This window comes from Marinococcus halophilus, assembly GCF_002265875.1.
Taxonomy (GTDB): domain Bacteria; phylum Bacillota; class Bacilli; order Bacillales; family Marinococcaceae; genus Marinococcus; species Marinococcus halophilus.
The window spans coordinates 367,455-381,733 of the sequence record NZ_NPFA01000001.1; the positions used below are offsets into that span (position 1 = coordinate 367,455).

15 protein-coding genes are annotated in these 14,279 nt (G+C 49.0%); 2 read left to right on the forward strand and 13 right to left on the reverse strand.

What is annotated here, in order from left to right; translation table 11 throughout:
- Positions 1–166: 166 nt before the first annotated feature.
- Positions 167–1,495 (forward strand): FAD-dependent oxidoreductase, encoded by a 1,329-nt coding sequence (locus CHL76_RS01810; RefSeq protein ID WP_079474686.1) that lies wholly within the window; start codon positions 167–169, stop codon positions 1,493–1,495.
- A 59-nt stretch (positions 1,496–1,554) separates the two neighbouring features.
- Here the strand turns inward: CHL76_RS01810 and CHL76_RS01815 are convergent, their stop codons facing one another.
- The 8 genes from CHL76_RS01815 to CHL76_RS01850 all read right to left on the reverse strand — a co-directional run bounded on the left by CHL76_RS01815 (position 1,555) and on the right by CHL76_RS01850 (position 9,006).
- Entirely contained in the window at positions 1,555–2,133 is a 579-nt protein-coding gene (locus tag CHL76_RS01815) for a thymidine kinase (protein WP_079474685.1), read from the reverse strand.
- 84 nt (positions 2,134–2,217) lie between these two features.
- Positions 2,218–2,460: a type B 50S ribosomal protein L31 gene (locus tag CHL76_RS01820; protein ID WP_022794589.1), complete on the reverse strand. Its 243-nt coding sequence runs from the start codon at positions 2,458–2,460 to the stop codon at positions 2,218–2,220.
- 88 nt (positions 2,461–2,548) lie between these two features.
- Positions 2,549–3,826: a transcription termination factor Rho gene (rho, locus tag CHL76_RS01825; RefSeq protein WP_079474684.1), complete on the reverse strand. Its 1,278-nt coding sequence runs from the start codon at positions 3,824–3,826 to the stop codon at positions 2,549–2,551.
- Positions 3,827–4,210: 384 nt separating this feature from the next.
- Positions 4,211–5,182, reverse strand: coding sequence for a class II fructose-bisphosphatase (glpX, locus tag CHL76_RS01830; RefSeq protein ID WP_094907699.1), 972 nt, complete (start codon positions 5,180–5,182; stop codon positions 4,211–4,213).
- An 18-nt stretch (positions 5,183–5,200) separates the two neighbouring features.
- Positions 5,201–6,487 (reverse strand): UDP-N-acetylglucosamine 1-carboxyvinyltransferase, encoded by a 1,287-nt coding sequence (locus CHL76_RS01835; protein ID WP_079474682.1) that lies wholly within the window; start codon positions 6,485–6,487, stop codon positions 5,201–5,203.
- Between the two features lie 249 nt (positions 6,488–6,736).
- On the reverse strand, positions 6,737–7,381 hold the full coding sequence (fsa, locus tag CHL76_RS01840; protein WP_079474681.1) for a fructose-6-phosphate aldolase: 645 nt from the start codon (positions 7,379–7,381) through the stop codon (positions 6,737–6,739).
- A gap of 143 nt (positions 7,382–7,524) precedes the next feature.
- Complete coding sequence (gene fba, locus CHL76_RS01845) at positions 7,525–8,388, reverse strand: class II fructose-1,6-bisphosphate aldolase (protein ID WP_079474680.1); 864 nt, start codon at positions 8,386–8,388, stop codon at positions 7,525–7,527.
- A 249-nt stretch (positions 8,389–8,637) separates the two neighbouring features.
- Positions 8,638–9,006, reverse strand: coding sequence for a response regulator (locus tag CHL76_RS01850; RefSeq protein ID WP_094907700.1), 369 nt, complete (start codon positions 9,004–9,006; stop codon positions 8,638–8,640).
- A 114-nt stretch (positions 9,007–9,120) separates the two neighbouring features.
- Between CHL76_RS01850 and CHL76_RS01855 the strand changes: the two genes are divergently transcribed.
- Entirely contained in the window at positions 9,121–9,642 is a 522-nt protein-coding gene (locus CHL76_RS01855) for a DUF2529 family protein (protein WP_094907701.1), read from the forward strand.
- A 63-nt stretch (positions 9,643–9,705) separates the two neighbouring features.
- Here the strand turns inward: CHL76_RS01855 and CHL76_RS01860 are convergent, their stop codons facing one another.
- The 5 genes from CHL76_RS01860 to CHL76_RS01875 form a co-directional block, all read right to left on the reverse strand.
- Positions 9,706–11,307, reverse strand: a complete 1,602-nt coding sequence (locus CHL76_RS01860) for a CTP synthase (protein WP_079474677.1) — start codon at positions 11,305–11,307, stop codon at positions 9,706–9,708.
- A gap of 369 nt (positions 11,308–11,676) precedes the next feature.
- A complete protein-coding gene (gene rpoE, locus CHL76_RS01865; RefSeq protein WP_158219028.1) occupies positions 11,677–12,210 on the reverse strand; it encodes a DNA-directed RNA polymerase subunit delta in 534 nt (177 codons plus the stop codon).
- 31 nt (positions 12,211–12,241) lie between these two features.
- Entirely contained in the window at positions 12,242–12,379 is a 138-nt protein-coding gene (locus CHL76_RS16900) for a hypothetical protein (RefSeq protein ID WP_158219029.1), read from the reverse strand.
- Positions 12,372–13,823, reverse strand: a complete 1,452-nt coding sequence (gene panF / locus CHL76_RS01870; protein WP_079474675.1) for a sodium/pantothenate symporter — start codon at positions 13,821–13,823, stop codon at positions 12,372–12,374. Before panF ends, CHL76_RS16900 begins: the two co-directional genes overlap by 8 nt.
- Positions 13,820–14,095 (reverse strand): YhdT family protein, encoded by a 276-nt coding sequence (locus CHL76_RS01875; RefSeq protein WP_233133189.1) that lies wholly within the window; start codon positions 14,093–14,095, stop codon positions 13,820–13,822. The genes panF and CHL76_RS01875 overlap by 4 nt, the downstream gene beginning before the upstream one ends.
- Positions 14,096–14,279: the final 184 nt, after the last annotated feature.

Below are 14,279 nucleotides of genomic sequence, written 5' to 3' on the forward strand. Positions count from 1 at the left end.
ATCGTTACGTTTACACGTTTCTCGCTCTCTTTTACAGTATACTAATTATAATACAGGGGCATAGGGGCGTCAAAATACCGTCGCTTCTATAAATTTCGTTTGATCAGGCCGGGCGCGGGGAACCGCTCTGTAAGTGCCTATTGTTCCAGCAGAAGGGGGAAAAAAGATGAAATACGTCATTATTGGCGGAGATGCCGCCGGCATGAGTGCAGCCATGCAGATCTACCGGCAGGATGAGAACGCAGAGATTGTTACGCTTGAAGCCGGGGAAGTGTATTCCTACGCCCAGTGCGGACTTCCATACATACTCGGGGGTGAAGTCGAAGACAGCTCGAATTTAATTGCCCGCGATGTTGATACGTTTCGGGAAAAGTACGGCATCGATGCCCGGGTGAATCACGAGGTTACCGGTGTCAATGCGGATAAAAAAGAAGTGATGGGCACACGCACCGACACGGAGGAATCGTTTCAAATTTCGTATGATAAACTGCTGATCGCTTCCGGCGGGCGTCCGCTCCTGCCCAACTGGCCGGGCCGGGAGCTCGAGGGCGTCCATACGTTAAAAACGATTCCGGACGCCGAAACGATCAAAGCGGAGCTCGTTAACGTGGACCATGTTACTGTTGTAGGAGGCGGCTACATCGGCCTTGAAGTGGCAGAAAACTGTATTCATGCCGGGAAAAAAGTGACGCTCGTGCAGCGCGGCGACCAGCTTGCGGGCATATTCGACCCTGACATGGCAGCGCATATTGCCGAAGAAGCGGAAGCAAACGGCATTGAACTGCTTTTCGGGGAAAACATTCAGCGTCTGTCAGGCAGCAGCCGGGTGGAAGCCGTCCATACGGAGCAGCGGGTGGTTAAAACTGACGCGGTAATTGTCGGCGTTGGCCTTCGCCCGAATACGGAGATGGTGTCCAAATGCGGTCTGTTCCGGCACGGCAACGGTGCTCTCCAGGTGAATCGCTATATGGAGACCAATGTCCCCGGCATTTATGCCGCTGGAGACTGTGCTACCCAGTTCCACCGGATTAAGGAAATCGATGATTATCTTCCGCTCGGAACGCATGCCAATAAACAAGGACGGGTTGCCGGGCTCAACATGGCCGGAAGCGTAAAGTCCTTTAAAGGCGTGACCGGGACGTCTATTCTCCGCTTTTTTAGTTTAACGCTCGGCAAAACCGGTATTTCTGAAGCGGAAGCTGCCGACATGCGTTTTCCTTACCGCAGCCAAACACTTACTACATCGAGCCATGCCGGCTATTTCCCGGGAAATAGCAAGCTTCATATTAAAGTGACGTACTGTCCGGACACCGGCATTATCCTCGGAGGCCAGCTTATCGGCGGGGACGGCACCGATAAACGGCTCGACGTTCTAGCAACCGCTCTCTTTCACCGTATGACCATCGCTGAATTTGAAGACCTGGATTTAAGCTATGCCCCTCCGTACAACAAGGTATGGGATCCACTGCAACAGGTGATCCGGCGTGCGAAATAACTTCATTGTACTGAACAAAACAAGCCAACCAGCATTGCACCGGTTGGCTTGTTCTCTTTTTACAGAGCAATAGGCGGATTGGCATGGCATCTTCGGCATACTGGATAATAGGAATCATTGCCGCCGATATGAATCTGCTCACCTGTATAAATCGGGCGCCCCTCGCCGTCGAGCCTTAAATTCATGACTGCTTTTTTATGGCAGAACCAGCAGATGGTTTTCATTTCCTCAATTTTGTCCGCGTACAGCAGCAAATGCTTGCTGCCTTCAAACAGCTCATTTTGAAAATCGTTTTTCAGCCCAAAGCTCATCACTGGAATATCGAGGTTGTCTACAATTTCTGCCAGTTGAATGATGTGCTCCTGGGAAAGAAACTGTGCCTCATCCACGAGAATACAGAACGGACGCTCCGCTTCTTTTCGCACGATATCGTAAATGTTTGTTTCTTCAAAAATTGGAACGGCTTCGCGCTCCACTCCGATTCTGCTCGCTACAAACCCGACACCGCGCCGGTCATCAAGACCAGAAGTGAAGATCAGCACCGGTTTATTCTGCTCTTCATAATTATGGGCCACCTTTAAAATTTCGATGGACTTGCCGCTGTTCATTGTGCCGTATTTAAAAAATAATTGCGCCATATTAGTCTCCCCTGCTTATCAACATCTGTTTGTTACATAAAAAAGGCGGAAGCCGCAGCTTCCGCCTTTACCCAACCATTGTGCTTAGCGGTTGTATTTTCTTTTGAACTTGTCCACACGGCCGCCGGCAGTATTCTGCTTCTGCTTACCGGTATAGAACGGGTGGGAGTCGGAGCTTACCTCAATTTTGATTACTGGGTACGTGTTTCCGTCTTCCCATTCGATGGTTTCCGACGAGCTTTCTGTCGAACCGCTCAAGAACTTGAATCCCGTACTTGTATCCATAAACACAACTTTATGATATTCCGGATGCACCTGTTGTTTCATAGCTGGTCACTTCCTTTCGATTCTTCTCTTTTTCACACATAACGAGATTATAACAACTTCCCCGAAATTTATCAATCGTTCATTTCGGTTATTTCTTTCCGGTCGTTACTTTTCCCTGTTTATCTTTTTGAAGTTCTTCAAAAAATTCTTCGTTCGTCTTGGTCTGTTTGATGCGCCGGATAAAGTGATCCACAAAGTCCGGGGAATCGTTCATGGTTTTGCGGATCGCCCATAAATTATCCAGGTGCTCCTTAGAAACGAGCAGTTCTTCCTTCCGGGTACTCGAGCGGCGGATGTCGATTGACGGGAAGATACGACGCTCGGCCAATCGGCGGTCAAGGTGGAGTTCCATGTTGCCGGTGCCTTTAAATTCTTCATAAATCACATCATCCATCCGCGATCCGGTTTCTACAAGAGCTGTCGCTAGAATGGTCAGGCTTCCGCCTTCTTCAATATTGCGCGCTGCTCCGAAAAAACGCTTCGGACGGTGAAGCGCCGCCGGGTCAATACCACCGGAGAGCGTACGTCCGCTCGGTGGCAGTACAAGGTTATATGCTCTTGCAAGACGGGTAATGCTGTCGAGCAGAATGACGACATCCTTTTTATGCTCCACAAGGCGCATTGCCCGTTCGAGTACAAGCTCCGAAACCTTAATATGATTTTCCGGCACTTCGTCAAACGTCGAACTAGCCACGTCCCCGTCGACAGAACGCTCAATGTCTGTTACTTCCTCCGGGCGCTCGTCCACAAGCAGCACAATCAGTTCGGTTTCCGGATGGTTTTCGGTGATGCTGTTGGCTATTTCTTTCAGCAGCGACGTCTTACCGGCTTTGGGTGGAGCTACAATAAGTCCGCGCTGGCCGAAGCCGACCGGGGTAATCAGGTCGATAATCCGGGAAGAAGCACGATTTGGATGGGTTTCCATCTGCATACGCTCCTCCGGGTACAGCGGGGTCAAAGCAGGAAAATGTGGTCGCTCCTTCGAAGAGTCCGGATCTTCCCCGTTGACCGCCTCCACCTGCAGGAGGCCGTGGTAGCGCTCTGAATCCTTCGGCGGCCGTACTTTGCCGGAAACCTTATCCCCGTTTCTTAGATCAAAACGGCGGATCTGGGACGCAGAGATGTAAATATCTTCCGTACTGGGCAGGTAGTTGATTGGGCGCAAAAAACCATAGCCTTCTGTCTGGATAATTTCGAGCACGCCTTCCATAAACATCAGGCCGTCTTTTTCTGCCTGCCCCTTTAAGATCGCAAACACAAGCTCCCGTTTGTTTAATTTGCTGTAATACGATACCTTGTATTCTTTGGCGAGCCGGTACAATTCTTTCAGCGTCATTGTTTCGAGCTCTGCGATGTTGACTGCCAATGCCGTCACCACTTTCTTTTTCTATTCTGAATGCGGACAAATTAATCGTGTATATTAGTTTTATTAACGTGAAGAAACACTTACACTTTGCGAATGTAAGCTGTCTTTTTTATTTCTGTTATGGTTTTCCTGCACAGCGTGTTGGGATAAATGAAAGATAAGAAAAGGAATGGGTGCCCTGCGTTCATGAAGCGTTGAAGCAGATATGCCTTCACTCTGCATAAAGGAGAGGAGAACTGTTGAATGGCCGTACATATATTATAAATACAGATTGTACTTCATTATTTTAACTTTGAATGCCTCTGTCTGCAAGCAAAATTATCAGTTTAACATGCTTCCTGCATCAAATAAGAAGAGGCCAGATCTCTCCGGCCTCTCCCCGTGCTATTCGTCTCTAATGACAAAATCCGGCTTTTTCTGCACGTTGTGCTTGCCGTCAACAAAGCGGACCGTCCCTGATTTTGCCCGCATAACGAGAGACTGAGTTGTAGCCTTGGAGCTTTTGAAATTCACGCCTTTCAGCAGTTCGCCCTCTGTTACCCCGGTAGCGGCGAAAATGCAGTCCTCTCCGCCCACCAGGTCCGACATGAGAAGCGGCCGGTTGACATCATCAATGCCCATTTCTGTGCACCGGGCCAGCTCATCGTCGTTCTGGGGAAGAAGCTTGCCCTGCATTTCCCCGCCCAGGCACTTGAGACCGACAGCGGCGATTACTCCCTCCGGCGCTCCTCCGGAGCCCAGCAGTATGTCTACACCTGTTTCATCAAAGGCCGTATTAATCGCCCCGGCCACGTCCCCGGCCGGGATCAGTTTAATGCGGGCGCCGGTGTCGCGGACCTCCTGAATCAGCTTGGCATGACGCTCTCTGTCTAAAATAGTGACAACTACATCTTCGATATCCTTGCCTTTTGCCTTTGCTACAGCATGCAGGTTATCTGCGACCGGTGCATCGATATCTATTTGCCCGATCGCTTCAGGGCCTACTGCAATTTTATCCATGTACATATCGGGCGCATGAAGAAGCCGTCCATGGTCAGCAATAGCAAGCACTGCCAGGGCGTTCCATGAGCCGCTGGCAACAATTTCTGTGCCTTCAAGCGGATCTACCGCTACATCAACTCTCGGGCCGAAGCCTGTGCCGAGTTTTTCTCCAATGTAGAGCATCGGGGCTTCATCCATCTCCCCTTCACCGATTACGACGGTGCCCTTCATTGGAATTGTGTCAAATACGTCACGCATGGCGCTGGTTGCAGCGTCGTCAGCCTCGTCCTTCTTGCCCCGGCCCATCCAGCGGGCAGAGGCTTGCGCTGCTGCTTCCGTAACTCGTACCAGCTCCATCGATAAACTTCTTTCCATTGTTACATTCCCCCAGGCTTATGAATTTTGAATTTCCTGCATTTCCTGTTCGCTGATGGTTTCCAAACGGACCTCAGCGCCTAAATAACGCAATTTATGTTCGATTTTTTCATATCCCCGGGCCACATGTTCAAACCCGGTGATAACGGTCCTGCCGTCGGCCATCAACCCGGCCACGATTAATGCGGCGCCTGCTCTCAGATCGCTCGCCGTTACCTGAACGCCCTGAAGGTCCGCCGGACCCCGCACAATTGCCGTTCCTTCACTTGTGGTTACCTCTGCTCCCATTCGTGCAAGCTCATCCACATGCTTGAACCGGGACGGATAGATGGTGTCGTGAACGATTGTTTTTCCTTCAGCTCTCGTCATAAGTGCCGTAAACGGCTGCTGCAGATCGGTCGGAAAGCCGGGGTAGACGAGTGTTTTTAACTGGACTGCCTGCAGGCGGTCTACCCCGGTAACCCGGACTGAATTGTCAAACCATTCAACGCCCGTTCCTGTTTCCCGGAGTTTTGCCGTTAACGCTTCTAAATGATCCGGGATGACGTTGTCTATCACTACTTCACTTCCCATAGCCGCACCGGCAATCATATACGTTCCTGCCTCGATCCGGTCGGGAATAATCGAATGAGTGCATCCGTTTAATTCTTCTACACCGTCAATGCGGATCACGTTTGTTCCTGCGCCTTTAATATTTGCCCCCATATTCGTCAGAAGCGTGGCTACATCGATGATTTCCGGCTCTTTCGCGGCATTTTCGATGACTGTCTGCCCCTTGGCCATCACCGCTGCCATCATAATATTAATGGTCGCGCCGACACTCACTACGTCTAGATAAATACGGGCCCCTTTCAGCTCTTTAGCGTAAATATGGAGCGAACCGTGTTCATTTTCGACCGTGGCACCTAAAGCTTCAAAGCCTTTAATGTGCTGATCAATCGGCCGCGGGCCCAGGTAGCATCCACCAGGCATGCCGATGACCGCTTTTTTGAACCGGCCGAGCATCGCTCCCATCAGATAGTAGGAAGCACGCAGCTTTTTTACTTTGCCATTTGGCATCGGCAGCGGACGAACGTTTTTCGCATTGATTTTCATTCGGTGATTTTCTGTTTTTACATTCGCTCCAACGCCCTGCAAAATCTCTGCCAGGGTATCTATGTCATCAATGTCCGGAAGGTTTTCCAGGGTGACGTGGCCATTTGCCATTAAAGCAGCCGGCACTAAGGCCACCGCACTGTTTTTTGCCCCGCTGATCGACACCCTTCCTTCCAAAGGCCTGCCGCCTTCAATGATCATTTTCTGCATGTAATCATCCTCTACAGTCATTTTCCGGAATCCACAGCTAGTTTATATGAACCGGTATGTAAAAGCTGCATCCTGCAGCAGTGCTTGCCAGATGCTGCTTCTTTTCGGCTATTTGTGACCTACTAATTAACAAAAGTGTTTTCTTTTTTTAGCATAGATGTTTTTCCACTTATTAGCAAGAGAATTTGGCTGAATTTTCATACAAAAAAAGCTTCTGCAGAAACCCTGCAGAAGCCTGTGCTATTGTTTTTACTGCTTGCGGTTTTCCCAGTCGTTCAGGAATTTTTCAATGCCCTGATCTGTTAATGGATGCTTCAGAAGGCCAGGAACCACTTTAAACGGAATCGTCGCGATATGGGCACCGCGGGCCGCTGCTTCTGCTACGTGAGTGGAATGGCGCACAGAAGCAGCAATAATTTTCGTCTCGATGCCGTGAACGTTAAAGATTTCGGAAATCTCACTGATCAAATCCAGTCCGTTATGCCCGATATCATCGAGACGTCCAAGGAAAGGTGACACATATGTCGCGCCCGCTCTCGCTGCAATCAGAGCCTGCACGGAAGAAAAGACGAGCGTAACGTTTGTTTGGATATTTTCTTCTGTAAAGACCTTTACGGCCTTCATGCCTTCAAGCGTCATCGGAACTTTGACTGTAATATTCGGAGCGATTTTTGCTAGCTCCCGGCCTTCCGTAATCATGCCTTCCGCTTCAGTTGAAATAACTTCAGCGCTGACAGAGCCGTCGACAATCGCAGTAATTTCCTTTAACCGTTCGTGAAAATCGACGCCTTCTTTAGCGACCAGGCTCGGGTTTGTCGTAACGCCCGCAAGAATCCCGAGGGCATTCGCCTCTTTAATTTCATCGACATTCGCTGTATCTACAAAAAACTGCATACATGTTCCCTCCTATTATTTGATACTCTTTATCCGGACTAAGCAAACGCTTGCAAACTATTTTACTATGAAAAGAAGAAAGTAAGGCGGAGAACAAGGCGGCCCGGTAGCGGGCCCCTTTTCTTCGCTTTTATGCTTATTAGTTATGCCTGGTTGGAAGAACCAAATTCCTGCATTTTGAACTTCACTGTTTCTTTAATAGCATCACGTGCCGGGCCGAGGTATTTACGAGGATCATACTGATCCGGCTGCTCTGCCAATACTTCACGTACCTTTGCCGCAGAAGACATCTGGCTTTCCGTGTTTACATTCACTTTTGCGTGACCGTAGCGAATCGCTTTTTTCACGTCTTCGGTCGGAATGCCTGTGCCGCCGTGCAGGACAAATGGCACCTCCACGAGCTGCTGGATTTCTTCCATGCGTGTGAAGCTGAGATTCGGCTCCCCTTTATAAGGGCCGTGCACGGAACCAAGCGCTGCTGCAAAGCAGTCGACGCCTGTCTGTTCTACAAGCTCTTTACACTCTGCCGGAATAGCGTAAGCTTCTTCCGCTTCAGAAACGATCAGGTCGTCTTCCTGGCCGCCAACACGGCCAAGCTCAGCCTCTACAGATACGCCGATCGCGTGGGCTGCGTCTACGACGCGCTTAGTCATTTCGATGTTGTATTCGAGCGGGTGGTGGGATCCGTCGATCATCACAGAAGTGAATCCCGCTTTCATGGCTTTCATGCAGTTCTCAAAGCTCGAACCGTGGTCGAGGTGAATGGCTACAGGCACTGTTACGTTGTATTCTTTCATTAACGCCTTTACCAGCGTAACGACTGTTTCAAAACCGCCCATGTAGCGGGCCGCGCCTTCAGAAACGCCGCAGATTACTGGAGATTTTTCCTCTTCAGCCGCCTGAAGAATGGCCTGGGTGAATTCCATGTTGTTCAAGTTGAACTGTCCTACGGCATACTGATTTTTTTGTGCTGTTTTCAGCATTTCCGTCATTGATACCAATGGCATAAAAAATATCCTCCCTCTTCGTTTCAAGCAAAATGTTTGAGCATCTTCCCATACATAGTAAATATATATAAGCACACGAAAGTATCTGCAGCTTTTATGCAGGCTGCATCGAATAGTGGATATAAAAGCGCGAAAATAGTATAATCAGGGCTTTCTTACTGACAAATACTTCTGCTTAAAAACAAACCAACTATGCTATGTAGATCTTACTCAAATTCTTTATTCATTATAGCATATCAAGGCTGGTTGTCACCCTTCTTCCGAAAGTTTGCCGATGACGCTCTTTAAGTTTTCGATATCAAAAGGCTTGGCGATATAGTAGTCCGCTCCGTTTTGCCTGGCCGCTTCCACCTGCTCCTTTTCGCCAAAGGCAGTCATTATAATTACATAGGCATCGTCAAGACGCGAAGAACTTTGGAGCTCTTTAAGCAGAGTGAGTCCGTTGATGCCCGGGAGTTTCATATCAATGATAAAAATGTCAGGCGTCCACTCCTCCACCATATGTAAAGCAAGTTCGCCGTTATGGGCTTCTTTGACGGTATAGCCTTCTTCTTCGAGCACCTCTTTCAAAAGAAGCCGGATCCCCATTTGATCATCTACAATTAACACCCGTTCCATGACACAATTCCCTCCTTCTCCACTTTCTTCTCCCTGCAGTATATATTACTATGAGGTTTATGACCACGTAAGTTTCAGCCAGGCATCAATTCCAAAGCAGAAAAGAGGATTTTTATGAAAATTTTTTCTACTCAGCTACAGGGGAAATTTCAAAGCATCATGGACCAGGAGGAGGAATTTGAGGATGCAGCGCGTTTAGCCGTACAGGCTGTACGGGGACTGGGCAGGCTCTGGATCGCGGGCTCCCCGTCTGCCCATTCGATTGCCCTGGCGCTTGCGGACCACCCTGACGCCCCCGAAGGAACGACAGCTATTGTGCCGTCTCCTGATACAGAAGCGCTGTCCGAGGTCGACCGCCTGTTTCTAATCGTTCATCCCGATGAGGGGGAGGAAATGCTTTCGTTTATCCAAACGTGCGAAGCCAGCGAAACACCTCTCATTATTTATTCACAGGATGACGCCCGGATAAATGAACTGCTCGGGCCGTTAAACTGCCATATTTCTGCGCCTTCGACCGAGCCGGTGATTCCCGATGAAAAGGGAGAGCGCTACGGGAACCCATTTGCTTTATCAGCCTTTTTCGCCGGCCAGCTTTTCTATTTATACATTAAAGAATTATCGGATGAACTCGAATAACGCAGTTGTTTTTCCGGCCCAAAAAAGCCTGGATGGTATGCACCATCCAGGCTTGCTTTCGTGTTATTCCCCTGCAGAGTGACGAATAAATTCGCGGAACAAAGGCTGCGGGCGGGTCGGGCGGGATACAAATTCCGGGTGGAACTGCGAAGCAACAAAGTAAGGGTGGTCTGCTACTTCAATAATTTCCGCCAGACGGCCGTCGGGGCTCGTGCCACTGAAGATAAATCCGTTATTTTCAAGCTGCTCTCTGTAAGCGTTGCTGAATTCATAGCGGTGGCGGTGACGTTCGTAAACGATCTCTGCATCATCATAAGCTTCTTTTGCCCGGGACCCTTCTTTTAATTTACAAGGGTACAGACCGAGCCGAAGCGTGCCGCCAAGGTCTTCTACGTCCTTCTGCTCCGGAAGCAGATCAATGACTGCGTTCTTGGCATCAGGATGGAATTCTGCTGAACCGGCGTCGTTGATGCCGGCCACGTTTCTTGCAAACTCCACGCTTGCAAGCTGCATGCCGAGGCAAATTCCGAGAAACGGAATTTTCTGCTCCCGGGCGTAGGTAATGGCTTCAATCTTACCTTGAATGCCCCGGTCTCCAAAGCCTCCAGGCACGAGAATTCCATCAGCATCCTTCAGGCGTTCTGCCACGTTGTCTTTATCGAGATCCTCCGACTGCACCCAGTCGATTTCAATATCTGCATCAAAGTGGTAGCCGGCATGTTTCAGCGACTCTGCTACCGACAGGTACGCATCCGGAAGAGCAACGTATTTCCCGACAAGCGCGATACGTATGGTTTTACTTAAGTTCTTTACCCGGTCGACAAGCGCAGTCCATTCAGTCATTTCCGCCGGTGGCGCTGTGAGCTTCAAGTGATCACAAACGATCTGATCCATATGCTGGCGCTGCAGTTCCAGCGGGATCTGGTACAGCACTTCTGCGTCTCCTGCCTCAATGACCGATTCTGATGGGACATCACAAAACGAAGCAATTTTTTCTTTCATGTTTTCCGGTACCGGTTTTTCTGTCCGAAGCACAATGATGTTCGGCTGGATACCGATGCCGCGAAGTTCTTTGACACTGTGCTGCGTCGGTTTGGATTTCATTTCCCCCGCCGCGGATAAGTAAGGAATTAATGTACAGTGTACATACATGACATTATCGCGTCCGACATCGCTTTTAATCTGGCGAATGGCCTCGAGGAACGGCAGACTTTCAATATCCCCGACCGTGCCGCCGATTTCTGTAATTACTACATCGGCTCCTGTTTCTCTCCCGGCGCGGTACACGCGCTCTTTGATTTCATTTGTGACGTGCGGGATCACCTGCACGGTGCCCCCGAGATAGTCACCGCGCCGTTCTTTGCGAATAACGGATGAGTATACTTTTCCGGTGGTGACATTGCTGTTTTTGCTGAGGTTAATATCGATAAAGCGCTCATAGTGTCCGAGATCCAGATCAGTTTCCGCTCCGTCATCTGTAACAAAAACCTCCCCGTGCTGGTACGGGCTCATTGTTCCCGGATCCACGTTGATATACGGGTCAAACTTTTGGATAGTAACACTAAGTCCTCTGTTTTTAAGCAGTCTTCCAAGGGAAGCTGCTGTAATGCCTTTACCTAACGAAGATACAACGCCGCCAGTAACGAAAATATATTTACTCGCCATATACCTATCTGCCTCTCTTTATATAAATGTCCTTTAAAATAGTGTTTCCAGGGTCCGCGCTGCTGAACAGGCTTCCTGCGCTTTTCGATGTCCAGCTTCGGAGCCTAACCACTCGAGGTTACTTTCCAGCCGGTTTCGGGCAGCAGGCTGTCCTGCACGTCTGGGAAGTACCTGTCGCGGTTGAGCAAGGCTCCTTCGCTTTTCTTTATTCATAAAAAAAACAAAAGTGGTGCCCTGCCACCATATGGAGGGGGCACACTTTTGTTTGTCGTTCATGCTTATATAGGTATCATTTTCACCTTTACGTCACAGCCCAAAAATGATTGTACCTATACGTGTTTCGAAAGTCAAGATATGCCCACGATAAAATTACCGCTCTTCTTCACTTTCTTCTGTATTGTCGCTTTCACTTTCTTCTTCGTCTTCCTCTTCGTCCTCGTCGTATCCTGCACCGGCATTGCCTGGCTCGAAGCCTTCGAGATCATTGTCATCAAAAGTGTCTTCATCGGCATCATCTTTTTTAGAGATGGCGTCCAGATCATCGGAGATGTCTACCAGGTCGTCATCATACGTTTCTTCTTCCGGATCGATCTCATCGGCAAGTTCATCTGAGCCCTGCACAGTATGGCTCAGTTCTTCATCTGACTGATCAAGAGGATACCATCCGCGAAGTCCCCAGTGGTTTTCACCCAGATGCACAAACCGTCCATCCAGATTCATGGAGGTAAACAACTTGATCATCCGGCTTTTTCTTTCTTCCTCCGTGTACCCTTTTAGCTCTGTCAGACGATCCATGACTCTTGTGTAGCCTGATGCTCCGCCCTCTTCTTCAAGAATCATATACGCCAGTTCCATCGAAGACATTTCCCGTACTTTTTCTTCGCTTAACTCATTTATTTTCACAGCTTCATCGCTCCTTTTCACGAACATGCCCTTATACTACTATCTTTATATTAATCGCTTCATCGCTACGAAAATTCATACCTAAAATTATAAACATATTTTGAAGGAAAATTCCATAATTATTATTCAATTCTTCCTGACAGAATTTCCTTCCTGCCTGCTTAATCATTCTCCAACGGAGCCCAGCCGTTCTGCCGCTGATTTGTGATAAGGGAAACAAGTACAAACGCTGCCAGGGAAAAAAGAACGGGCATCACTACTTCATGCATCCCAAGCCACCCCGGAAGCCAGATCGAAATAACCATGTAAGAGGCAATGCCGGTAACCATTGCAGACAGCGCTCCCCAGCCGTTTGCTTTTTTCCAGTATAACCCTAAAACGATTGGCCATATAAACGCTGCTTCAAGCCCTCCAAAAGCAAACAGATTCAGCCAGATTAAAAATTCCGGCGGACTCCATGAAATAGCTACGACAATAATGCCAACTGCGGCCGTAACAATCAGGCTCAGCAGACGTATTCTGTGTTCCCGGGCATCAGGTTTTACGTAGTTGATGTACACATCTTTTACTACCGAGGAGCTGATCATCAAAAGCAGAGAATCCACGGTGCTCATGATGGCAGCCATTGGCGCTGCTAGTACGATGCCCGCCAGCCATCCGGGAAGGACGGTCATCGTAAGCTCCGGCATAACGGTATCAGCAACTTCAATGCCCGGGACGACGACACGTCCCATAACTCCGGCCATATGCATGCCAAACATCATAAAAGCAACTACCGCCGTTCCGATCAGAAGCGCACGGTGCATAGCAGCCGAGCTTTTATACGACATCGCGCGGACAGCCACCTGAGGCAGCCCGACGACCCCCACACCGACTAAAATCCAGAAGGAAGAAACGTAAAGCGCGGTTAAGTCCCCGTCCGCCCCGAATGGGGTAACGAGATTCGGATTTTCCTGGTACAGGGAAGTCATAATATTGTTCATGCCACCGCCGGCTATCAGCGTCGCGGTGAAAATAATTAATGTTCCAACTACCATAATAATACCCTGGACTGCGTCAGTGACTACCACCGCCCGGAAGCCTCCAATAATGACATAAAACAGCACGGCCGCAGCAAAAAGGAACAGGGACGCCTGATAGCTCATGCCTGTCACCGATTCGATGAGCCTGGCTCCGCCGACCCACTGGGCAGCCATGGCAGAAAATAAAAAGATCACAATGCTGAACGCCCCTAAAATAACGACCAGCCCGTTGTTGTAGCGGGAGCGGAGGAAATCCACAAGGGTCACAGCCTTGTACCGGCGGGCCATGACGGCAAAACGCTTGCCAAGGATCATCAGCGTGAAATAGCCGGTAACCACCTGGGCCATGGATAAAAGCACCCAGCCAAGCCCGCGGTCATAAGCAATTCCGGGGCCCCCGACAAAGCTGCTAGCACTGCCATATGTCGCGACCATCGTCATCGCAAGCACCAGGCCGCCGAGTTCACGGCTTCCTAAGTAATAGTCATGAAGAAAAGAAGCGGCTCCCGACCTTTTTTTGGCCGACCAAATACCGATTAAAAATGTAAATAGTAAAAATACGACTAATGGGATAATCACTTCTATATTCATTTGTCTTCCTCCTGGTCAAGAGGAATATCACGCAGTACATATTTTACGACAAACCATAGAGTGAGGAGTAAAAGAACCGGTCCAAGCACACAGCTGTAAAAAAGCCAGTCAGGCATGCCAAGTATGTATTGATAATTCTGCGGGTCTCTGCCTCCAAGCCCGTATGCAAAACCAAACCACCAGATAAAATGGCCGACAGCAATAGCAACACCAAGAAGCGCTTCCCTCGCTGTGAGCTCCTGCAGCTTCCTCTCTTTTTCTTCCAGGCTCATGACCATCCTCCATTTTTTCGTTCTATCAAAAACTTCAATTAGTTTAGCTGATTTACCAGTATGCTGCAACCTTATTGACAAATCGTTCCTCTTTCACGAAAATATACGTAATATGCCTGTATTTTCAAACAACGTTTAATTACTATAAAAAAGGGTATTATATTTTAATAAAGTTAAAGGTGTT